The sequence below is a fragment of the Mesorhizobium sp. Primo-A genome, assembly GCF_003997175.1.
GTDB lineage: Bacteria > Pseudomonadota > Alphaproteobacteria > Rhizobiales > Rhizobiaceae > Mesorhizobium > Mesorhizobium ciceri.
Genome location: NZ_RZTG01000070.1, coordinates 1 through 412 on the forward strand (window position 1 = coordinate 1; position 412 = coordinate 412).

The 412-nt window shown below is 47.6% G+C and carries 1 protein-coding gene; it reads right to left on the minus strand.

Annotated elements, in window-relative coordinates; genetic code table 11:
- A partial coding sequence (locus tag EOC83_RS32635) for a hypothetical protein (RefSeq protein ID WP_245441858.1) occupies positions 1 to 386 on the minus strand: 386 nt, incomplete at its 3' end.
- Positions 387 to 412 lie beyond the last annotated feature (26 nt).

Here is a 412-nt window from a genome sequence, read left to right on the forward strand (position 1 = left end):
CGCGGTTGAATTTCCAGCATGATTTCAGACTGCAAAATGTTTGCCAATTCTGTTTCAGCGTCCAAACCGTGAACAGCTTTCAAGTCTTGTGCTAGTTCAGTTGTGTACTCTGCTTTCAAAGCGCGTGACTTTGCCGCAACAGTGACTTTTTCAATTGAGAAAGCCATTTCTGCGAAGTTAGTGCCGTTACCGTCACCCAAAGCTTCTGCTTCAGTTGTACCCATACCAACACCAGTTGTTTCAGAACCTTCACCCAATTTGGCGTTGTGTACTGGGGTTGCATTACCAGAGAATGCAGTATCGGCTTCGTTGTAGAACGCTTCGCCGCCAGCTTGGCTGGTTACGCGAGAGCGCATCGCAAAGATAAGACCAGTTGGTCCTGTCATCGGCTGAACTCCCCAAATATCTCTTT